At 64.8% G+C, this 20,459-nt stretch carries 16 protein-coding genes and 1 pseudogene; 6 read left to right on the top strand and 11 right to left on the bottom strand.

Going from position 1 to position 20,459, the window contains the following annotated elements; all coding sequences use genetic code 11:
* Positions 1-37 precede the first annotated feature (37 nt).
* Positions 38-2,479: a glycogen/starch/alpha-glucan phosphorylase gene (locus IPP68_11320; GenBank protein ID MBL0350944.1), complete on the bottom strand. Its 2,442-nt coding sequence runs from the start codon at positions 2,477-2,479 to the stop codon at positions 38-40.
* A 77-nt stretch (positions 2,480-2,556) separates the two neighbouring features.
* A complete protein-coding gene (locus tag IPP68_11315) occupies positions 2,557-4,923 on the bottom strand; it encodes a T9SS type A sorting domain-containing protein (protein MBL0350943.1) in 2,367 nt (788 codons plus the stop codon).
* 287 nt (positions 4,924-5,210) lie between these two features.
* On the opposite strand from IPP68_11315, the gene IPP68_11310 reads away from it, so the two are divergent.
* From IPP68_11310 to IPP68_11285, 6 genes are all read left to right on the top strand, one after another.
* A complete protein-coding gene (locus IPP68_11310; protein ID MBL0350942.1) occupies positions 5,211-6,659 on the top strand; it encodes a circularly permuted type 2 ATP-grasp protein in 1,449 nt (482 codons plus the stop codon).
* A complete protein-coding gene (locus IPP68_11305; GenBank protein MBL0350941.1) occupies positions 6,653-7,630 on the top strand; it encodes an alpha-E domain-containing protein in 978 nt (325 codons plus the stop codon). Before IPP68_11310 ends, IPP68_11305 begins: the two co-directional genes overlap by 7 nt.
* Before the next feature lie 21 nt (positions 7,631-7,651).
* Positions 7,652-8,416 carry a peptidase gene (locus IPP68_11300; GenBank protein ID MBL0350940.1) on the top strand — a complete coding sequence of 255 codons (765 nt, stop codon included), beginning with the start codon at positions 7,652-7,654 and terminating at the stop codon, positions 8,414-8,416.
* Positions 8,406-9,269 carry a transglutaminase family protein gene (locus tag IPP68_11295; GenBank protein ID MBL0350939.1) on the top strand — a complete coding sequence of 288 codons (864 nt, stop codon included), beginning with the start codon at positions 8,406-8,408 and terminating at the stop codon, positions 9,267-9,269. Before IPP68_11300 ends, IPP68_11295 begins: the two co-directional genes overlap by 11 nt.
* Positions 9,270-9,335: 66 nt before the next feature.
* Complete coding sequence (locus tag IPP68_11290; protein MBL0350938.1) at positions 9,336-10,232, top strand: DUF1207 domain-containing protein; 897 nt, start codon at positions 9,336-9,338, stop codon at positions 10,230-10,232.
* 89 nt (positions 10,233-10,321) lie between these two features.
* Positions 10,322-10,948 carry a hypothetical protein gene (locus tag IPP68_11285; GenBank protein ID MBL0350937.1) on the top strand — a complete coding sequence of 209 codons (627 nt, stop codon included), beginning with the start codon at positions 10,322-10,324 and terminating at the stop codon, positions 10,946-10,948.
* A 472-nt stretch (positions 10,949-11,420) separates the two neighbouring features.
* Here IPP68_11285 and IPP68_11280 read toward each other — a convergent pair.
* The 9 genes and pseudogenes from IPP68_11280 to IPP68_11240 all read right to left on the bottom strand — a co-directional run bounded on the left by IPP68_11280 (position 11,421) and on the right by IPP68_11240 (position 20,455).
* Positions 11,421-11,600: pseudogene (locus IPP68_11280) on the bottom strand (prepilin-type N-terminal cleavage/methylation domain-containing protein).
* 119 nt (positions 11,601-11,719) lie between these two features.
* Positions 11,720-12,394: a hypothetical protein gene (locus IPP68_11275; GenBank protein ID MBL0350936.1), complete on the bottom strand. Its 675-nt coding sequence runs from the start codon at positions 12,392-12,394 to the stop codon at positions 11,720-11,722.
* On the bottom strand, positions 12,391-13,338 hold the full coding sequence (locus tag IPP68_11270; GenBank protein MBL0350935.1) for a hypothetical protein: 948 nt from the start codon (positions 13,336-13,338) through the stop codon (positions 12,391-12,393). Before IPP68_11270 ends, IPP68_11275 begins: the two co-directional genes overlap by 4 nt.
* A 45-nt stretch (positions 13,339-13,383) precedes the next feature.
* Complete coding sequence (locus tag IPP68_11265; protein ID MBL0350934.1) at positions 13,384-14,379, bottom strand: PD40 domain-containing protein; 996 nt, start codon at positions 14,377-14,379, stop codon at positions 13,384-13,386.
* The gene (locus IPP68_11260) at positions 14,376-14,858 is read right to left on the bottom strand and encodes a hypothetical protein (GenBank protein ID MBL0350933.1); all 483 of its coding nucleotides are present in this window, start codon (positions 14,856-14,858) and stop codon (positions 14,376-14,378) included. Before IPP68_11260 ends, IPP68_11265 begins: the two co-directional genes overlap by 4 nt.
* Positions 14,859-14,907: 49 nt before the next feature.
* The gene (locus IPP68_11255) at positions 14,908-15,900 is read right to left on the bottom strand and encodes an AAA family ATPase (GenBank protein MBL0350932.1); all 993 of its coding nucleotides are present in this window, start codon (positions 15,898-15,900) and stop codon (positions 14,908-14,910) included.
* Positions 15,897-16,538, bottom strand: coding sequence for a nicotinamide mononucleotide transporter (locus tag IPP68_11250; GenBank protein ID MBL0350931.1), 642 nt, complete (start codon positions 16,536-16,538; stop codon positions 15,897-15,899). Before IPP68_11250 ends, IPP68_11255 begins: the two co-directional genes overlap by 4 nt.
* Entirely contained in the window at positions 16,535-18,124 is a 1,590-nt protein-coding gene (locus IPP68_11245) for an aldehyde dehydrogenase family protein (GenBank protein MBL0350930.1), read from the bottom strand. The genes IPP68_11250 and IPP68_11245 overlap by 4 nt, the downstream gene beginning before the upstream one ends.
* Before the next feature lie 15 nt (positions 18,125-18,139).
* Positions 18,140-20,455 carry a dual specificity protein phosphatase family protein gene (locus IPP68_11240; protein ID MBL0350929.1) on the bottom strand — a complete coding sequence of 772 codons (2,316 nt, stop codon included), beginning with the start codon at positions 20,453-20,455 and terminating at the stop codon, positions 18,140-18,142.
* Positions 20,456-20,459: the final 4 nt, after the last annotated feature.

The following is a 20,459-nucleotide window of genomic DNA, read 5'->3' as shown; positions in this document are numbered from 1 at the left end:
ATGCGCCGTTGGTCGACAGGGCCGATGCCCCGATCCTTTAGGCCTCGGCGTCGCCGAGCTTGACCTTCCAGATGTTCTTGGCGTATTCCCGGATGGAGCGGTCGGAGGAAAAACGGCCGGCGCGGGCCACGTTGAGGATGGACCGGCGGGCCCAATCCTCGGCGTCCCGGCGGGTTTGGTCGATCCGGTCCTGGGCCGCCAGATAGGAGGAGAAATCCGCCAGGGTCAAATAGGGGTCTCCCCCCAGAAGGGAATCGACCAAGGGACGGAAGAGGCTCGGATCGCCCCGGGAGAAAAACCCCGAGGAAATGGAATCGATGACCTCTTTCACCCGGGGGTCCCGGTCGTAGACGTCCCGGCCCCGGTAGCCGTTCCGGAGAGCGGCGCCCACTTCCCCCACCGTCAGACCGAACAGGAAAAAATTCTCCTCCCCCACGGCTTCCCGGATTTCCACGTTGGCGCCGTCCAGCGTGCCCACGGTCAAGGCCCCGTTCAGGGTGAATTTCATGTTGCCCGTGCCCGAGGCTTCCTTCCCCGCGGTGGAAATCTGTTCCGACAAATCCGCCGCGGGGTAAATGGTTTCCCCGTTTTTGACGTTGAAATCGGGGAAGAAGGCCACCCGGTACACGCGGCTCGCGGCGGGGTCGCGGTTGACCGCCTCGCCCACGGCGTTGATGAACCGGATGATGAGCTTGGCCATGAAGTAGCCCGGGGCCGCCTTCCCCCCGAAGAGGAACGTCCGGGGCACCGGGGCGCTCTGGGGGTTGGCCTTGAGGTCCAAAAATCGGCGCACGATGTGGAGGACGCTCAAGTGTTGGCGTTTGTATTCGTGAATGCGCTTCACCTGCACGTCCAACAGGGCCGCGGGGTCGATGGCGACGCCCGCGGCGTTCTTCAACCGCGCCGCCAGGCGAATTTTGTTCTCGGCCTTGACCCGGTTCCAGGCGGCGCGGAAAGCGGCGTCGGCCGCGAACGGTTCCAGTTTGGGCAATTCCTCCTCCGCGCGCAAAATCCACTTGTCCCCGATGGCGTCGGTGATCGCTTTCGTCAATCCGGGGTTGCTCGACACCACCCACCGGCGGGGCGTCACGCCGTTGGTCACGTTCTGAATTTTTCCCGGAGCGAGGGCGTCAAAGTCCCGCAGGAGATCCTCGCGCAAAAGCCGCGTGTGCAGGGCGGCCACGCCGTTCACCGCGTGCCCCCCCACCACCGCCAGATGGGCCATGCGCACGTAATGTTCGCCCGATTCGTCGATCAGCGACACCCGGCGCAGGAGGTCCTCGTCGCCCGGTCGGGCCAGCCGCACTTCCGCCAGGAACCGGCGGTTGATCTCGTAAATGATTTCCAGGTGCCGGGGCAGGAGCGAGGCGAAAAGGGCCAGCGGCCAGCGCTCCAACGCCTCGGGCAGGAGCGTGTGGTTGGTGTAGGAGAAGGTTTGGCGGGTCATTTCCCAGGCGTCGTCCCAGCCGTAGCCGTGGACGTCCATCAGGAGGCGCATGAGCTCCGGCACGGCCACGGCGGGGTGGGTGTCGTTCAACTGCACGGCGAACTTCTTGGGAAAATCCTTGAGCGGGTGGCCCCAGAGGTGGTTGATGCGGATCAAATCCTGCAGGGTGCAGGACACGAAGAAATACTGTTGCTCCAGACGAAGGCGCTTCCCCTGGGAGGAGGAATCGTTGGGGTAGAGGACCTTGGAAATGTTTTCCGACGCCATCTTCTGTTCGACCGCCCGATAGTAGTCGCCGCTGTTGAACGCCGCGAAATCGAAGGACTCCACCGCTTCGGCCTTCCACAGGCGCAACAGGGCCGCGTGCTTGGCCCGGTACCCGCTGATGGGCGTGTCAAAAGCCACCCCCCGCACCACCCAATCGGGGTGCCAGCGGACTTTAAACCCCCCGTTCTCCTTCACCGTCTCGGTCCGTCCGCCGAAGCCGACCCGGAAGGCCACGTCGGGGTGCTGAACCTCCCAGGGGTTCCCGTTCTTCAACCACTTGTCGGTCACCTCGACCTGGGCGCCGTCCCGCAGAACCTGGCCGAAAATGCCGAACTCGTAGCGGATGCCGTAGCCCGCCGCCGGCACCCCCAGCGTCGCCAGGGAATCCAAAAAGCAGGCCGCCAAACGCCCCAACCCGCCGTTCCCCAAGCCGGGTTCGGTTTCCTGGGCCATGATGTCGTCAAAATCCTGATCCAGGGACTTGAGCGCTTCCTCGACCGGATTCCGGATGCCCAAATTGATGATGTGGTTGCGGAGGTGGGGCCCGAGGAGGAATTCCGCCGACAGATACGCCACCAGACGGGTGTCCTTCTTTTTGAACCGGGCCATGGCGACGTTTTCCGTGGCGTAGATCTGCTCGCGGACGGCCAGGGCCACGGCGTTGTACCAATCGTATTTGGAGGCGAATTCGGGGGTGCGTCCGCTGTGGGTGCGGATATTGCGGACGATCAAACCACGGAAATCTTCAGCGGACAATGGCGCCATCGATTCTCTCCTGACGGGGATTCCCTCCCCCCATTATCGACCCGCCGCCGGTTTCGCGCAGGGGCGAAACGCCTTCGTCAGCGTTGCAGAACGACTTTTTTGGTCCAGGACCCGCCGGGGGAGGCAATTCGAACCACATACACCCCGCTGCCCGCGGCCCGGCCATTTTCGTCCAATCCGTCCCATTGGGCCCGGCCCGCCGACACCGGCAATCGGCGCAGGCGTTGCCCGGTCAAATCGTAGATCGTCACCGCGGCCCCCTCCGGAACCGGCGCCAGGGTCATCGCCCCTCCCGCCGAGGGACGGTACGGCGTCGGGAAAGCCCGGGGGCCGTCCCCGGCCGCCGCCGGCTCCGCGTAAGTGAACTGGAGCGCCGTGACGGAGGCGGGAGGAAAGGCCGCCGCGAAGGATTGGGAGCCGTCCGCCGCCGGGGGGTGGGCGCGGAACTCGCCGGAGGAGAGGTCCCGACGGTAAACGGCCCGGGGGTCGGCCGCCGTGTTCCGGGCGTCCAGGGAAGCCGCCGTGACCGTGGCGGCCCCTTTCGCGCGCAACCAGCCGGGAAAACCCGCCAACCGCAGGGTCGTGGATTGAACGGCCGCGGTGCTTCGGTTGACGGCGAAGAGGGTCAGGGTTTTTTCGTCGGGATTTAAGGAGGCCACCGCGTCCAGGAGCGGCACGTTGGCCCGAGCGGACATCCACCCCACGGCCGGGGTCGAAAACGTCCCGGCGGTCGTGGCGGGGGCGATGCGGCCCCCCCGGGCCCCCTCCCCGTAAAGAGACAAAACCAATTCTGCGGCGCGGGCCACGGCGACCCGGGCGCCGGAGGCGTCGGTGGTGTGTTCCAGCATGGATTCGTACTCGTTCAACAAATCGTGCTGGGCGGCGAACCGAACCCCTTGCCGGAGAAAGGCGTTGTTCAGGCCGGCCAAATAAAGCCCCGCGCCCCAGGTCTGGCCCAGGGCCCGGTCCGTCGCGGTGGCGGTGCTGACCAGGGACACGCCGTATTCCGTGACGGTCCGCTCCACCGACGCCGGAACCAACGCCGCCAGGTTCGCCATTTCCTGTTCAAAATAATTCGGCGCGGCCAACAGGGATTGGTAAACGGCCGAGGCCGAGGGCGCCCCGCCGTCGCCTCCGGGGGCGTAGTAGTGGCTGGCGACGAAATCCAACGAGGCGCCCGCGCCCGCCACCAGATCGTTGTCCCAGTTGGGGTCCACCAGGTTCGTCAAAATCGAATCGGCGGGTTTTGCCCCGCCCACGGCGCCGACGCGAATCGTCGGGTCTTTGGCTTTCAGGGCGGCGGAAAAGAGCAAAAGCTGCGCGATGTAATTATTGGTGTTCGCCTGCGTGTGGAAGGGCCGGTTAAATATCGCTCCCGGTTCCGGAGCGTATTGATTCCAAAGTTCGTTCCCCACTTCCCAATAGGTCACGCCGTAGGGGGCGGGGTGCCCGTTGGCCGCGCGCTGGGCGCCCCAGGTCGTGCCGGTGTTCCCGTTGCAATATTCCACCCAATCGGCGGCGTGGGCCGCGCCCGAGGCCACGTTGACCGTGAGCACGGGCGTCCATCCCTTCCGCTCGCAGAGTTGCAGGAATTCGTCCACGCCGAAATCGTTGTAAAAGGGCGTCCGGTCCAGGTTCAGTCCGGCGTTGTCCGTGTAAAAAGCGTTGACGGAGGCGTTGGGGGCCCGTTGGTCCCGGGGGCCGACGGCCGTTTTCCAATTGTAGGCGTTGGCTTCGCTCCCGGCGGGAAAGCGCATGAAACGGAGCCGGGCGTCCGAGAGGGCCGCGTCGAGCGGCGGCCCGGGCGGCGTCGCGGCCGGGGGAAGGAGGCTCATTTGGTCGATCCACAGGGTCCCCGTGTCAAAAAACTCCAACAACAACAGAGCCGACGACGCGTTGACCGTGACGGGAAGACTCCCGTGGTGTTGGGTCCAGGAGGAACCGGCGAGATCGAACGTCAACGTCGACCCCAGGAGGCCGAAGGAATTTCCGTCGATCAGGGAGACCCCGAGGCGTCCGGTGTAGGCGCCGCCCTTGGCCCAAAAGGAAAAACGGTAGGTTTCTCCCGACTGAACCCAGGGCCCCGCCACGATCACGAGGACCCGCGCGGAGGCGGACACCGTCGTCACGACGGCCTTCAACGACGCCTTCCCGCCGTAAAACTGCGCGGTGTCCCGCGTGATCGAACCCGCGCCGCCGGCGATGAAGGTGGAGCTCCACACTTGGTTGGCCGACCATTCAAAGCCCCGGTCCAGCAGCCGCTCGCCGTCCAGGTGTTTTTCCGGATGGCGGTTGTCGTTGACGTCGAGGTTGGAACCGAAGCCCGTCGAGCCGTCCAGAACCCGGTCGCCGTAATCGACGTTGATCGACGCCGTGTCGGCCCGCAGGGCCGCGGGGAGCGCCAGGGCGGCGATCAACCAAAGAGGAGAGCGGAATTTGGGCATGGGCGGGCGGGGCGCGGGACTTTCGTCCGACGCGTCGCCTTGGAGCGATCATAAATTATTTAGAGAAATAACGGCGCCCCCGGTTCGCCCCCGGGGTTCGGCCGACGGAGGTCGAAACCCTTTCCCCGCCGTCGCCCGAAAATGCTAGAATTCGGGCGAAGCGATCATAGCCCGCCGCCACACAGCGACTGTGCGGCCCGCGCGGGAAAGACGATGGAGTCCTCTCGGAACGACGAGGGGGCTCTTTTTTTTTGTCGCCGAACGACGCCGCGCCCGGAGGGACGACCATGGATTTTCGACAGTACGCTCCCACGCTCTATTACGACGAGCTTTTCCGCTCGGACGGCACCCCGCGCCCTTTCGCCCTCCCGCTGGTCCACCAGGTCAACGCCCTGTCGGTCGGGGAATTGAACCGCCGGCAAAAAACGGCCGAGCTGGCCCTGCTCAACATGGGCGTGACGTTCAACACCGGCGGCCAGGCCGGCGCCGAACGCATTTTCCCCTTTGACATCATTCCCCGCCTGATCGAGGCGGCGGAGTGGGACGTTCTGGAAAAAGGCCTCAAACAGCGCATCCGCGCCTTGAACGCGTTCCTTCAAGACGTCTACAACGACCAGGACATTCTGGGCGACGGCGTGGTTCCCCGCCACGTGGTCGATTCCAGCCGGGGCTTCCTCCCCCCGTGCCGGGGGTTCACCCCGCCGGGCGGCGTCTGGATCCACGTGACCGGCACCGATTTGATCCGGGACCGGGACGGCACCTTCTACGTGTTGGAGGACAACCTCCGCTGCCCCTCGGGGGTCTCCTACGTGCTGGGGAACCGCCTGGTGATGAAGCGGACGTTTCCCGAACTCTTTGAAAACAACCGGGTCCGCCCCGTGGACGATTACGCCCAGCGCCTGTTGGGCAACCTGCGGGAGGTGGCGCCCAACGGCGCGTCGTCGCCCACCGTCGTGGTGTTGACCCCCGGGGTCCACAACGCGGCCTATTTCGAACATTCCTTCCTGGCCCAGCAGATGGGGGTGGATTTGGTCGAGGGCGGCGATCTCTTCGTGCGCGACGGCTGGGTGTGGATGCGCACCACCCGGGGCCTTCGGCGGGTGGACGTGATTTACCGCCGGGTGGACGACGTCTTTTTGGACCCCCGGGTTTTTAACCGGGACTCCCTGCTCGGCGTGCCCGGCCTCCTGGAGGTTTACCGCGCCGGCCGCGTGGCCCTGGCCAACGCCCCCGGCACGGGGATCGCCGACGACAAGGTGGTCTACGCCTACGTCCCCAAAATGATCCGCTACTACCTGGACGAGGCGCCGCTCCTGCCCAACGTCCCCACCCACCTCTGCTGGGAGGACGACGCCCGGGAAATGGTTTTGAAAAACCTGGAAACCCTGGTGGTCAAGGCGGCCAACGAATCCGGCGGGTACGGCATGTTGATCGGCCCGGCCTCGACGGAAGAGGAGCGGAAGGCCTTCGCCCAAAAGATCATCGACAACCCGCGCAATTACATCGCCCAACCCACCATCGGCCTCTCCCAGGTGCCCACCATGGTCAACGCCCATTTCGAGGGCCGGCACGTGGATTTGCGGCCCTACATCCTTTACGGCCGGGACGTCCACGTCCTGCCGGGGGGGCTCACCCGCGTGGCTCTTCGAAAAGGGTCCCTCGTGGTCAACTCCTCCCAGGGCGGCGGCAGCAAGGACACCTGGGTCATTCAGTATCCGCCGGCCGCCCCGTGCTGAGCCGCGCGGCGGAATCCATTTATTGGATGGAGCGCTACCGGGAGCGGGCCGAGAACACGGCCCGGGCGGTGGACTGCAGTCTTCAACTGTCCCTGGACGCCCCGGCGGAACGGGAAAGCCCCTGGGGCCCCGTCGTCCTGGCCAGCGGCGACGAGGAGCTGTACAAGGAACTCGGCGGGACGCTCTCCAAAAAAGCCGCCATGAATTTTCTCACCTTTGAAGAACGGAACCCCAACTCCATTTTGTCCTGCCTGAGCAAAGCCCGTGACAACGCCCGCTCGGTGCGCGAAATCATCGCCGCCGAGATGTGGCAGGAGCTGAACACCGCCTATTTGTACGTGCGGAACGCGGCCGCCGATCCCGCCGCGAGCCCCACTCCCCACGAGTTCTACACCCGCGTCAAACGCCACGGCCAGGTTTTCGCCGGCATCGCCGACGCCACCATGCTCCGGGGCGAGGCCTGGCACTTCGGGCGGATGGGCGCGATGCTGGAGCGGGCCGACAAGACCTCCCGGCTCCTGGACATGAAATACTTTCTCCTTCTGCCGTCCGTGGACGACGTGGGCGCGCCCTACGACGGCCTTCAATGGAGCGCCCTGCTGGACGCCGTGGGCGCCCTGGAGTTCTACCGGAAAAAGCACCGCCAGATTCTTCACGCCGACGTGGTGGACTTCTTGGTTTTAAACCCGGACTTTCCCCGTTCCATCCTCCACTGCCTGTTGGAATTGGAGAAGTCCCTGCGGGCGCTCACCGGCACGCCGCCGGGCCAGCCCGGCAACGACGCCGAACGCCTCCTGGGGCGTTTGCGGTCCGACCTGGGGTTCTGCCGGGTGGAGGACGTCATGCGCCGGGGACTCCACGAATTTTTGAACGACGTTCAAGTCCGCCTGGACGAGGTGAACGCCGCGCTGTCCACCATTTTCTTCACGCCGTCGGCGACGCTCGCCGACGGCCACTCGCACGACCAATAGGGGATCAGGGGAGGTTTTGTCATGTCGTTCTGCTTGGGGATTAAGGTCAAGGACGGTCTCATCGGCATCGCCGACACGCGGCTCATTTCGGGAACGGAGCGGATCACCGCCCGGAAGGTCACGGTCCACAAACACGGCAAGAATTCGCTGTTCCTCATGACCTCGGGCCTCCGCTCCGTGCGGGACAAGGCCCTGACCTATTTCGACGAGGTGATCGCCCGGGACCAGGGGGCGACGCGGCTGTACAAAGTCGTCAACGCCTTCGCCGACCAAATCCGGCGGGTGGCCGAGGAGGACAAAAAGCCGCTCGAAAACGCCGGCCTGCAATTCGACCTCCACGCCCTGGTGGGCGGGCAGTTCGAAGAAGACGCCGACCCCAAGCTCTACATGATCTACCCCCAGGGCAACTGGGTGGAGCTGGGGGACGCCACGCCCTTTTACATCATCGGCGAGTCGGGGTACGGCAAACCCGTCTTGGAGCGGACGATCCAATACAACTCCGAGCTGGCGTACGCGCTCAAAGTGGGCTTCCTCGCCTTCAACGCCACCATCGCCTGCGCGATCAACGTCGACTACCCCATCGACGTCGTCATGCTCCGGTCGGGAACCGACCGGATCATCGAGCAGCGGTTCGAAAAAGACGAACTCTACGACATTTCGAAAAAATGGCAGGCCCTCATCCGCGCCTCGGTGAACGAGCTTCCCTCCGACTGGATGGACAAAATCCTTTCGCGCCTTCCCGCCGCCACCGGGGAAAACCGTCCGTTGGCCGCCCATGTGGTTTGAGGCGGTCCACGCGATACGCTACGCCTACTCGGGGCCCGTGCGCCTGGGCCCCCACACCCTGCGCCTACTGCCCCGGCCCGACGGCGCCCAGCGGTTGATTTCCGCCGCCTGGGACATCCGGCCCGCCCCCGCCGGTTCCGCGCGGAATTTGGATTTAAACGGCAACGACGTCCTGGAAATCTGGTTTTCCGAGCCGACCACGGCCCTCTCCCTCCGGTTCCGCTCCCGGGTGGAAACCTTCCGGGCCAATCCCTTCGATTACGTGCCCCTCCGCCCCCAACTGCCGGTGGATTACGGCGACCGCGCCGGAATACTCGCGCCCTATCGCCACCCCGTCGGCCCGCAAACGGACATGGACGCCTTTGCCCGTCAAATCCGGGAAGAGTCGGGCGGCCGGGCGGACGCGTTCCTCCCCCTCCTTTGTCGGCGGATCAACGGCCTGTTCGCGCGGGAAGTCCGGGAGGAAGGGCCCGCCCGATCGCCGGGGGCGACCTGGGCGATCCGTCGGGGCGCGTGCCGGGACCTGGCGTGGTTTTTCGTGGACTGCTGCCGGCGGGAAGGCTTCGCGGCGCGGTTCGTGAGCGGCTACCACGAAGACGATTCCCAACGCTTCCGCCGGGACCTGCACGCCTGGGCGGAGGTCTACGTGGAAGGCGGCGGCTGGCGGGGGTTCGATCCCACGACCGGGATGGCCGTGGCCGACCGGCACATTCCCCTGGCCGCCGGTTCGACGCCCGCCGAAGCCGCCCCGGTGGAGGGCGCCTTCGGCGCCGACGGCGTCACCGCCGCCATGACCTACGAACTCTCCCTCGTCCGCGTCGGCGCGGCGGCCCCCACGGAAACGCCCGCCTAAATATTTCTCACCGCCGCCGGGGCGGGCGCCCCCCTTAAAGGCTATACTCGCCGAAGGAGGCCCAACGTGAAAACCATCGTGCGTTCCCCCGGGTCCCGGGCGGTCGGGAAGTTCCTTTTGAGCCGCGTCCTCCGCGCCGGAGCGGCGGGTTTCCTTTTGGCCCTCGGAGCCCTCTCCCTCCGGGGAGAAGAATCGTCCCGTTACGCCACCGGCAACGCCCCCCCGCCGGACGGTCTTTTCGCCCCCCTCCGGGCGGATCCCCGGGAACTGCATTTCGCGCTTCGGGCCGCCTTTCCCCACCAACGGGTCACCGCGGCCGAAGTGGCCATCGGTCATTACTACGGGATCTACCGTTGGGCCCTGCCCGGCGGCGCCGGCGCGGTTCAAGCCAACGTGGGGGGCGGCATCTTTCCCCGGTTCAATTTCTCCCACGACACCGACCTTCAGGTCATCGATTTTTACGGCAACATTCCCGTGGACGTCCGGGCGGGCCGCTGGTCGGGTCGCTTCATGGTTTACCACGTCAGTTCCCACCTGGGCGACGACTACATCCGGGCCACCGGCCACGCCTCGGTCCGCAATTCCTGGAACACCCTCCGGTCCATTCTTTCCTTCGACGCCGACCCCCGCCTCCGCCTTTACGGGGGGCACTCGTACCACCTGTTGGTGCGCCCCGCGGCCTTGAAGGGTCAGGCCTTTCAGGCGGGCGTGGAAATCTATTCCCCGGTGTTCGCCAACGGCCGGGCCCAGGCCTATTGGGCCAACGACGCCCAATGGTGGCAACGCACCCACTGGCGCACCATGTACAACGCGCAGGTCGGGATCAAATTGGGGCGGGACCGGGGCCAAGGGCGGGGCATCTCTTATTTCCTGGAGTTCACGACGGGTCCGGAACATTACGGCCAGTTCTTTGATCGGTCGGAAACCCGAGGAACCGTCGGGGCGAAGTTCGATTTCATTTAAGGAAGGCGGGCGCCGCCCGTAACCCGGCGAGCCCTTGGGGGTTCCAAGGAAGCAGGGTCCCCCGGCCGTTCTGGGCCCAGGAGCTTCCCATGCCGTCCCCAACGTCGTTTCTTCCCGGTCTGTTTTTTGTTTTATTTTTAACGAACGCGGCCCATTCGGCCGAAAGCGTCGAATCGGCCAAACCCCGAATCGACGACAGCCGCGTCTTGAGCCGGACCCCCCACCGATCCACCGGGACCTGGGTCGCCCCGCCGGTGGCCGCCCCCGGGCCCTTGAGCGGCGTCGTTCAAACTTTCTACCCCCACCTCCACAAGCTCACGATCATCGACGACAACGGGCAAACTCGGACGGTCATCGCCTCCGACCGGGCCTCTTTCACCGCCGGCGGTCGGCCGGGATCTTTTTCCGACATCCGCCGCGGAGATTTTGTGGTCGTCACTTACGGCCCCGGGGGCGAAGTGGCGGGCATCAACAAGATGGCGGGGACTCCCCCCCGCCGGTCCTTATCGCGGGGCACCCAATTGATTTCGTCGCCGGACGTTCAGGGCGGCGTGCCTTCCGGAACGGAAAGCGTCCAGCCCAGCCCCCCCCTGGGGGATGTTCCCAGCGGAAGGCCCCAGGGCGGCGTCGGGGTTTCCACGGAATCCCGCGGGGGCGTCATCGTCGCCACCCCACCGCGGGGGGGCCTGATTCTCGTGCCGGGAAATAAACGCTGATTTCGGAGTTCAGGGACGACGAAAGGGCTATAACGGACTTTCGAAAATTCCCCCCAACCCATCGACCGGGCGGAGGGAATTCGTTTTTCAAAACTCAATATTCATTCCACGTCGTTCCCCGGGAATCCGTGTGGGTGCAATGGACAAAGACCTCGCCCGTGTTGTGGGTGCCCGGACCGATGACGGATACCGTTCCGTCCTTGAAGGCCCACGGCAGGTAGCCGCCACCGCCCAACGGCCAATCCCATAAAAGCGCCAAGGCCGCGTTGGACGATCCTGTTCCCGAGGGATGACCGTGCATGGGCAGGGCGGCCTTCGGCAACGCGCCCGTATACTTCGGAACGAGGCACTGCTGCATATTCACGGTGGGACCGCGACCGTCGTTGTCGGCGTAATACAGGCTCAGGGCCGAGCGGACGGCGCCCAATTTCCCCAACGTTGACGCCTCGTGAGCTTTGTTGACGAGCTGGCCGAATTTAGGAAGGGCAATGGCCGCCAACAATCCGATGATGGCGACCACGAGCATGAGCTCAATAAGAGTGAATCCCGATCCTTTGGTCGGAGGAGGCGGGAGAATTTGTGCGCGGAACGGGGGGGTGCCCGCGCTCAAGCGACGGCAAAACCAGCCAAAAGAACTCCTATTTCTGGCCATGCCATAGCTTAACCCCGGAATCCGTTGATATCTATGTTTTTTTGGAGGGGGAGGGCGGGAGGGGAACGACGGGAAACCGCCCGAAACGGCGGTTAAATTCACCTCTATAAATCAATCGACTACTCGCACAACCCCTTGGCGTAGAGGGTGCCTTCGTACATCAGTTCCGACACCGAACCGTCGGACTGGCGCCTGTTCACGGTGGCGACTCCCGTGGACCCATCGGGAAGAGTCAATAGAACTTTGTTGCCCTGGACCCGGTAGCGGCCGCCGGGGCCCACGTTGGTCGAGGCGCCGCCGGCGGTGCCGCCGTCGTAGAGGGTCGTGTTGAAGGACGATTCTCCCCCGGTGGTGAATCGTCCGCGCCCGTCAAAAAAAGCCTTCCGCGAACTGGAGTGGCTTCCGCTATAGTTCGACGATCCCGAATAACTGCAAAAACTCCCCCGGACCAGGTATTCCTGGCCGCCGGCGGGCTTGGCGGCCGACGATTTGGCGGGGCGTCGAAAAACCACGACGCCCTCCCCGGGAAAAGAGATTTTCAAAAGGCCGCTCTCCAAAACATAAGGATAGGCCGCCACCCCCGTCTCCTCCTGGACCAAAAAACGCCCCCCCGACCGGGTGTAAGATCGGACTTCGGAATTAAATCGAAGCCGGGTGGGCGAATCGAAAATCAATACCGGTTCCCCGCCCTCGCCCCGCCACTCGCCGAGAAGCCCGGGGGACGAATTCTCGCCCGCGATCACCCCCGGAGAGATCCCCAGCATCAGGGGCAGAAGAAAGAAACGGATTCTCATTCGTCCCAAGCCGCCGAACCGATTTTCCAACTCAAATCAACCCGGGCGAAACCGGCGTTTTTAATCACCCACTTCTCCAACTCGGTGTTGCCCGAATGGATGAACCAACGGCGACGGGCCGCCACGCCGACGTTGGCCTCCACCGCAAAACCCCGGGCCAACCGCCAATGAACGGCCGGGCCCAGTTGCACCTGGGACATTTCCAAAGTGGTTTTTTGGTAAGGGCCCTCCCGGGTGAGGAAGTAAGACCCCCCGAGGGCCTTTATTTCGGCCCCGGCCCGCACCCGGTCCGAGAGAACATACCAATAGGTCGCGCTCACCGGGACGCGAAGGGAGACGACGTGGGTGCCCGGGGGCGCGGAATCCAGGCGCTCCTCCGAACGCAGGCCCAAGGTGAGAATGGGATAAAGTCCCGGTTTGCCGAATTCGTTCAAGAGACCGGCGCCCAGCCCCAGATCCAGGTTGGCTCCCAGGGCCCGGGACAAAACCACCCCGCCGCGCCATTGGGCCATCCGCCCCGAAAAGCGGCTCCAATCCCCTTGAAACCCGAGGGAGGTAAAAACGCCGGCGCGCCATCGATCCCGAAGACGCCAAACCAATCGCACCCGGTGCGTCAGGCCGGCCAGTCGGTCCAGGTCCGAAAGGGGGTGGGCGGCGGGCAGTCCGTTCCAGTCGATGTCAACGCTCTCCAAGGACGTCGAATTCACCAAGAGGACGGGGTTCGATCCCAACAGCGCGGGGGGATAATCCACGCCCACCCTCCAGCGGCGGGTGCGCACTTCGGTCTTCAGAGGGACGGAGGCGGCGGAGTCGCTGTCCAGGGATTTGAAAGCCTGGACCTGGTGATCCAGAGTGACCCGATAGGATCGAAAGGGTCGATTCGCCGAAAACACGGGCGTACCCAAAACCAAAACGCCGAACAAGAAGGAGAATTGACGATTCATGATTTCACCTCGAAACTTCAGGCCGCGGGGGATCGGATTCCCGGTTTAATCCACCGGCACCGGCGTGGCCCAGTGGCCGCCGCCCAGGGACCGGGCGTGCATGATCCGAATATGGGCCGTGGTGGTGTCGCCGGTGGCGAAGTAAAGGTCCTGGCCGTCGTCGGTGATGGAAGGCTCCGCCGCCACGGCCAAACCCAGATTCACCAGCGTCGGGGCCGTGTAACCGAGGCCCGAAAAGGACGAACGATAAATTTGATTGTCCCGTGTGAAGTAGACGTCGAAGTTCACGGGGCTGACCCAAAATTGGTCCTCGTCCGCGGCGGTGTTTAAGGTCGGGCCGGCGTTGACCGGCGTGTTCCACACCCCGGCCGTTTTGCTGGAAAACCAAATATCCTTCCCGCCCGCTCCCCCGCCCCGATCGGAGGTGAACCACATGGAATTGCCGTCGGGCCACAGGTGCGGATTGTCTTCGAGATTAACGGTGTTGATGTGGGGGCTGATGCCGACGGGGGCGCTCCAATGGCCGAAGGCGTCCCGGGTGGAGATATAAATGTCCGGGAGGCCCGAAGGCAGGGTGGGTTTGATCCACACAAAAAACGTCCCGGAGGAAAGCTCCATGCCGCTGGCGTCCCCCCCCGCGCTGTTGAACCCCATATTGACCGGAGTGTCCCAGGAACCGTCGCCCCGTTTGGTGGCCACGTAGAGGTCCGAGTCGTCGTAGGGATTCACGTCGTCCTTGTGATGGCCCGGACGGTCCGGCCCCCGAAGGACCGGCAGCCCGCCGGTCGACAAAAAGACGGGCCCGAAATCCCAACGGGAATACATGAAATACAGCCGCTGTCCGTCCCGGGAGATGAAGGGGGAATCCGCCCAGCCCGGTGTGTTGATCCGGGATTCCACCGAGGGCCCGGCGTTGATTTTATCTTCGAGATGTTTGGCCCGGGATTTTGCCGCCCCGGTCAGGCCCAAATTAAAACCCGCCTGAACGGCCAGGGCCGGGACCGATAGAAGGGCCACCCGCAAAAAGCGGGATTTTTTCATCGGTGAAGAGCTTTCCCAAAATAGAGGTTCACCCCGACGTTGATGACGAACTCCAAACCGCCGTCGGTAATGCTCGTGGCGTCGTCTTGAAGTCCGAGCCACCCCGCGCCCATGTCCAACTGGGCCGATAAACGCCGGGCGAAAAAGCATTCCCCCCCGGCGAAGGCGATCCCGGCCACTCCGGACCCCTTGGCGTTGTTTTCCTTAAACCCCACGTAATCGCCCTCGAGACCCGCAAAGGGATGAACGCGGCCCAGGGTCGAAAAATAACGGTACCCGCGAAAACCTCCGGCCCAAACGCCGGACTCGGCCTGAAACCGCCCTTCCAGGGCGTATCGCTCGTTCAGATGTAATCGGAGGGACGCGCCGGGATAGTTCAGGCCCAAAGCCCATTGCCGGGGCTCCTCCGCCCGGGAGGAGAGAGCGAAGGTCAGAAGAGGAATAAAGGCGAACAGGGCCGAGGGGCGGCGGCGGGCCAAAAGGCGAATACAACATCGTGGGATCTTTCGTCGGAGCGTCACGAACCGATTATACTTTTTCCCGTTTTGTCCCCGAGTCCCGGGACTCCAATGCTCGGAGGGCCGCCCAAGCCGCCGCCAGCCGCCGGGGCCCCCGGCCGCGAATTCGAATCACCGGGATTTTTCGACGATTCAATTCCTCCACCAACATTTTCTGCATCCTCCGTCGAAAGCTTTTCCCGTCCCGGGTGCCGTCCTGCACGAAGGGAAGATCGTCCTCCAGGAGCAGGGCCCCGTGGTAACGGCCCCGGCGGGCCTCCCGCTCGACTTCCGGCGACACGCGCCCCAAATAGCGTCGCTGCCACACCAACGTCACAAAAGCGTTGGTGTCGCAGACGAGCCACCGGTGGCAGGTCCGGGCCAGGGCTTCTTCCCATTGGTTTTGAGTCCGGGCGATGTGGATAAAATCCTCGTCGGACCAGCGGAGGGGCTTTCCGGCCAACGCCTTCCCTTCGAAATGATAGCGGCCGAATTCGGGCACCCAGTTGGTTTTTAATCGAGACGCCAGGGCCCGGGCCAGAGTCGTCTTGCCGGTGGATTCGGCCCCCAACACCACGACGCGTTTGGCGTAGTGGGCCTTGGCCCCGGGGGAAAGATAGGTCCAATATTTTCCGGGATCGGAGCGGATTTGGCGGGCGGAAATGGGAACGGCTGTTCGACCCCGGTCCACCATTCGGTGCCGGGCCCCGAGATAGCGGGCGAAGACGGGGCCGTATCCTTCGGAGGTGAACACCAGGTCCGGCCGGTAGCCCAGGAACCGCCGGGTGTGCAGCGCCCAGGCCTTGGAATCGTCGTCGGCGCCGATGTCCGGGATCACGCGCACCCGGGCGGCGGGCGCCATTTCGCGGATCCACCGGGCCCGAAGGGCGCCGGAAATCGTCTCCTCTTTTTTCTCACAGACCAAGACCGTCAACCGGTCCGAGTTCCGGAGGGCCGTGTCGATTAAATACCCGTGGCCCCGGTGGGGCGGGTAGAACTTGCCGATGACCAACCCTTCCGTCACGCCGTCCTCGTGCGATGCCAGGAGCGCCAACCGCTCAGGGCCAACCCCAGGAAAACAACGTAGAGGAAAGAAACGAAAACCACCCCTTTCACAAAATACAGCCCGATGCCGATGACGTCCACCAGAACCCAGAGGGGCCAACAGTCCAATTTCTTGTGGGCCATTAAAAGTTGGGCGGTGAAACTGACCACGGTGGTGAAGGCGTCCCAATAGGGGTAGGAGGCGGTTTCGGGGAACCAAAGGGGCCACCACAAATTCACCCGGGACATGACGAATCCCATAACGGCGGTTCCGAGCACAATCGCGCCCAGGGAAACAGCGCGCCACCGGGGCGTGGCAATCGTGACGCCCAATTCCCGCTCGGCGGAGGCCCCCCGCCGGGTCCAGACCCACCAACCGTAAAATCCGGTGGCGATGTAATAGATCTGCTCCACCAGGTCGGAATAAAGTCGGATCTGATAGAAGAGGAAGGCGAAGAGGAGTCCGCCCAAATTGCCGACGGGCCAGTTCCAAACGTTCCGGCGCGTCACCAGCCACACGGACCACAGCGTCAGCAGGGTGCCCAGAAATTCCACCGGGCTCAGGGCGTAGCCCGCCACCCGAAACAGCACGGTGCTCGTGCTGAAAAGCGCCGTCACCGGGACAGGAAGCGGGAAAAGCCGCCCTCGGCCAGCCGTTCCAGGAGGTCCCGGGTGTCGGGCCGGTCCACGCCCGCGGCCAGGGTTCGCAGGGAGAAGACCCGCAGGGCGTCGGTCACGGACAAGGTGCCCTCGGCGGAATCCTTCCGCCCGCCGAAGGGAAAGGTGTCCGGCCCCCGCCGGCATTGGGCGTTGAGGTTGACCCGGCAGACTTGGTTGACCAGGGCGTCGATCAACCCGCCCAGGGTTTTGGGGTCCCGGCCGAACACGCTGGCCTGTTGGCCCAGGTCGGACCCCGCCAGGTAGTCGATCACTTCGTCCAGGGATTCGTAGGCCGCCACGGGAACCACGGGGCCGAACTGCTCCTCCCGCCAAAGGGCCATGGAAGGCGCCACGGGGTAAATCACCGCCGGGGAAAAGAACGTTTGATCTTTTTCCCCTCCCCCCGGGTTGACCACCCGGGCGCCCTTGGACCGGGCGTCTTCCACGTAGCGGCCCATTTTTTCCACCATGGCGACGTCGGGGAGGGGCGTGACTTGAACGCCGTCCTCGAAGGGCAGGCCCCGGCGAAGGGCCGCCACGGCCTCGGCCATTTTGGCCACGAAGCGATCCGCGATGGATTTGTGGACGAAAAAGATTTTAAGCGCCGTGCAACGCTGGCCGTTGAAGGTGAGGGCCCCGGCCACGCCTTCCTTGACCGCCAGGTCGAGGTCGGCGTCGGGCAGGACGATGGCGGCGTTTTTGGCCCCCAGGCCCAGGACGGAGCGGAGCCGGTTGGGTTTCGGGTGGGCGTGCTTCAGTTGCCCCGCCGTCTTGGCCGAGCCGATGAAGGCCAGCAAATCCACCCGGCCCGACGCCACGATGGGCGTCACCACCGTCGCCCCTTCCCCGGAAATAATGTTGACCACCCCCGGCGGAAAACTGGCGGCGAAATCTTCCAGCAAAGGCATGGTGCAAAGCATGCCCAGCCGGGGCAACTTGACCACGACCGGGTTTCCCATGACCAGGGCGGGCAAAAGCGTGGCGAAGGTTTCGTTCAGCGGATAATTGTACGGGCCCATGCAGAGACCCACGCCGATGGGCGAGCGCCGCACCCGGGCCCGAAACCCGTCGCTCACCAAATAGTCCCGGCCCTGTTTGTCCAATTCCTCCAGGGCGGCGGCGGTCTGCTCGCCGTAGATCACCGTCCGGTCCACCTCGGCCAGGGAATCGGCCCAGGGTTTCCCCACCTCCCAACAGATCAGGCGGGCGATTTCCAGCCGGCGCCCTTTCATCCGGCCCAGGAAATTCCGCAGGGCGGCCACGCGGGTGGCGACCGTGGCCGTGGGCCAGGCGCCCCGTCCCTTGTCGTAGGCCCGCACCGCCGCTTCCAGGGCGGACAAGCCCGTGGGGCCGTCCAAAAGCCCGCATCGACCCAGGGACCGGGGGGCCCAGCCGCCCGGCCCCTCTTCGAACACCGGGGATTTCACTTCGAAGGACGGTCCGTCCCAGGGCAGCGCCCGACCGTCCACCAAATAGCGGGGGCGGTTTTGGTCCCCGGCGGGAATCCGGTCTCCGGGCGAAGCCTTCCAGTTTATCAGGGTCATGGGATTTCCTTTGAGCTATCGGGGATGAAAATTCGTCACGAACTGTTCCTGCGCGGCGGACTCCACCGCCCGGGGGGACCGCACCCGGCGCACCTCCAAAATCGCTTCGTCGGTCGAGGCGCCCCGGGATTTCAAATAGCAGGCCGCCACGAGGCCCGAACGCCCCAGGCCCCCCACGCAATGGACCGCCACCCGGGCGCCCTCGGCCAGCCGTCCGCCGACGTCGGCCACGATTTTTTCCATTTCCGCGGTCGACGTCGTTTTTTGGTCGACCACCGGCCAATGATGCACGTGAAGCCCCGCCTTCCGGTATTCCGCCGTCAACCCCGGCACGCCGTAGCGCCGCAATTCGTCCTCGGGCACCAGGCACACCACGTCGGTCACCCCCTGGCTCTTCAGGGACGCCACGTCGTCGGGCAGGGAACGCCCCACGTCCCGACGGCCGGGCAGGATGGTGATGCCCAGGGCGCCGGCGGCCGTCCATCGGGGGTCGATCCAGTCGATCCGCAAGGGCCCCGTGCGGAGAAGCGACGTCTTGATCCGCTCCGCGCAGCGGGCCCCGGTGTAGAGAGCCCAGCGTTTTTGAAAGTCGTTGGACTCGTCGAAGCTCAGGGTGTGGGCCGCGTAGCGCAGTTGGGCGATGTGCAACTGCAGGGGGTCCCGGTGGGCCTGGATCAATTCGGGATAAAACGAACGAAGGACCCGGAGGGTCTCGAAGGTCCGGCGCAGGGCCGGGTGGGTGATGTCGGCGGGCAAATCCGCCGGGGGCCGGGCCAAATCCTCCACCGACATCAAATGGTCGGTCAGGCGCAGGGCCTGGTCGAATTCCGCCGGGGACTTCACCTCGGTGAAAATATAGAGCAGGTCGTTTTCGAATTTCGCCAGGTCCCGCAGGACGTGGCCCCGGTGGGTGTGGAAGAAATCGATGAGCCACACGTTGTCCTGCCCGTCGATCAGGATGTTGGCCCCGTTCAAATCCCCGTGGACGTAGGACCACCGGGCCGAGGCGTCGGCGAGGGGCAGGAGCGTGGGCAAATCGTCGTCGTAGAACCGGCAGGGGTTGTAAAAAGAAACCCCGTTGGAAAAACTTAGGGCGTCGCCCGTCGCCGGGGCGCCGTAGACCGCCTCCACCCGGGGGCGGAGGCGGGCGCCCAGGCCCGGAAGATCGAATTGATAGTAGGACAACAAATTGCATTTTTCCAATTCCGCGGCCCGGTAAAAACGGCCCAGCTGTTCCCGGAACACCTGGTTCAGGTAATAGCGGGTTTTCTCGGGCGGGAGGCCCGCGGCGTATTTCTTCTGGAACGTGGTGGAGAACCCGCCGCCCATGGCCGCGTAGCGGTATTTGATGGCGCCCCGGTCGCCGAAATCGGCGAACTCGTCGATGTGGGGCGCGTTGTTCCCCAGCACGGACTCGACTTTCTCAAAGGCCTCCCGCTCCTGGCCCATGGGAACCTGGGGGCCGATCTTGACCACGTGGGGGGCCTGGCGGTGCCCGTGCAGGTCCTCGCTTTCGGCCGCCAGGACGACGTTCCCCGAATAGCCGCCGTCCAGCACTTTGAAATCCGCCCGGCGGGAATCCCGAAAGAGATACTTCAGAAGATCCCGGTCCGTGGCCGACAGGTTGTCCACGCCCGTGAAGGACCCCGCGCCCCGGTCCGCCGGGGATTCCCAGGGCCAGTCCTCGTCCCGGCCGCCCAAAAAGCGCACAAAGGCCCCGACGGAGGAAAAGACCTCCACCCCCAACAGGCGTTGAAGCTGGTCCAGGGCCATGAAGTGGTGGGCCCGGGAGGAACTGGCCGTCAGGGCCGAGCAAACGCCGAGGCGAAAAGTCGGATAGCGCGTTTTAAGTTCGTAGGCCAGATAGGTGATCTTGGCCTCGGTCCAAACGCCCAGGAGTCCCACCCGGGCCGGTTGTCCCGCCCAGGGCGCCAGCCGGTCCTGGAGCGTCGTGCCGTTGAAATCGTTCAACGTGAGGGAATCCACCACCGCGATGTCGGGGCGGTTGGCCGGCGGCGCGGGGAACACAAAGCCCGCGCCGGGCGTGTTCCGCAGGCAATGGGCGCCGAACTGACGCAGATGGTCCTGTTGGGAGGGATCGTCGGGGTTGTGCCAGTCGCGGATGTGGAGGACGCCCAGGCGGTCGGGCCCCTGTTCCTGGGCCCAGCGGACCGTGCGGGCCAGGGGGCCGTCCTCGGGCCGGTCGCCCAGCAGGCGCCGGGCTTCGTCGGCGCCCACGTGCAGTTTGTTGGGCAGGGGTTCGTGCTTGCCGATGGGTTTGACGAAATCCACCTGGAGGCACTGGGTGATGAGCAAGGCCGGGACCGCCATGGTC

The sequence above is a fragment of the Elusimicrobiota bacterium genome (genome assembly GCA_016722575.1).
Lineage (GTDB): Bacteria > Elusimicrobiota > Elusimicrobia > FEN-1173 > FEN-1173 > JADKIY01.
The sequence above is the reverse complement of the archived record's forward strand: the minus strand, read 5'-3'. Positions and strand labels throughout refer to the sequence as shown.

Coding starts and splice junctions, on each gene's coding strand:
- IPP68_11320 (MBL0350944.1), bottom strand. CDS start 2,479: ATGGCGCCATTGTCCGCTGAAGATTTCCGTGGTTTGATCGTCCGCAAT.
- IPP68_11315 (MBL0350943.1), bottom strand. CDS start 4,923: ATGCCCAAATTCCGCTCTCCTCTTTGGTTGATCGCCGCCCTGGCGCTC.
- IPP68_11310 (MBL0350942.1), top strand. CDS start 5,211: ATGGATTTTCGACAGTACGCTCCCACGCTCTATTACGACGAGCTTTTC.
- IPP68_11300 (MBL0350940.1), top strand. CDS start 7,652: ATGTCGTTCTGCTTGGGGATTAAGGTCAAGGACGGTCTCATCGGCATC.
- IPP68_11295 (MBL0350939.1), top strand. CDS start 8,406: ATGTGGTTTGAGGCGGTCCACGCGATACGCTACGCCTACTCGGGGCCC.
- IPP68_11285 (MBL0350937.1), top strand. CDS start 10,322: ATGCCGTCCCCAACGTCGTTTCTTCCCGGTCTGTTTTTTGTTTTATTT.
- IPP68_11275 (MBL0350936.1), bottom strand. CDS start 12,394: ATGAGAATCCGTTTCTTTCTTCTGCCCCTGATGCTGGGGATCTCTCCG.
- IPP68_11270 (MBL0350935.1), bottom strand. CDS start 13,338: ATGAATCGTCAATTCTCCTTCTTGTTCGGCGTTTTGGTTTTGGGTACG.
- IPP68_11265 (MBL0350934.1), bottom strand. CDS start 14,379: ATGAAAAAATCCCGCTTTTTGCGGGTGGCCCTTCTATCGGTCCCGGCC.
- IPP68_11245 (MBL0350930.1), bottom strand. CDS start 18,124: ATGACCCTGATAAACTGGAAGGCTTCGCCCGGAGACCGGATTCCCGCC.
- IPP68_11240 (MBL0350929.1), bottom strand. CDS start 20,455: ATGGCGGTCCCGGCCTTGCTCATCACCCAGTGCCTCCAGGTGGATTTC.